This window comes from Pseudoalteromonas sp. S3785 (assembly GCF_005887365.1).
Lineage (GTDB): Bacteria > Pseudomonadota > Gammaproteobacteria > Enterobacterales > Alteromonadaceae > Pseudoalteromonas.
In genome coordinates this window covers 1-310 of record NZ_PNCT01000190.1, presented here as the reverse complement: position 1 = coordinate 310, position 310 = coordinate 1, and the positions used below count along the sequence as shown (strand labels likewise).

The following is a 310-nucleotide window of genomic DNA, read 5'->3' as shown; positions in this document are numbered from 1 at the left end:
GCGGGCGTATGCGGATGGAAACGGATATGCTGCCTCCGTCCCTTGCGCTGTGATGGTGTAGAACTGGCTTAGCGCCTGCCAATCGTGCGACTTGGCGATCTCTACGGCGGCAGTCTGCGCAAGCGCGGTCATCTCTACACAGATTACGTCCGTGCTGGATACGACGGCTGCGGGCTTGCGCCCGACCAGCGTCATGATTGCCTGCTGCGCTGCCGAGAGGACCGACATTACGCCGCCGCCCCTTCCAATTCCTTGAGCGCGTCCACGAGTGTGGCCCGTGACGGATTGCCAAGCGGGCGTTTGCCATCAT

General features: G+C 62.3%; 1 protein-coding gene. It reads right to left on the bottom strand.

Going from position 1 to position 310, the window contains the following annotated elements; all coding sequences use genetic code 11:
• Positions 1-228: hypothetical protein (locus CWC17_RS19490; RefSeq protein WP_212750660.1), on the bottom strand; the 228-nt coding region annotated here is incomplete at its 3' end.
• Positions 229-310: the final 82 nt, after the last annotated feature.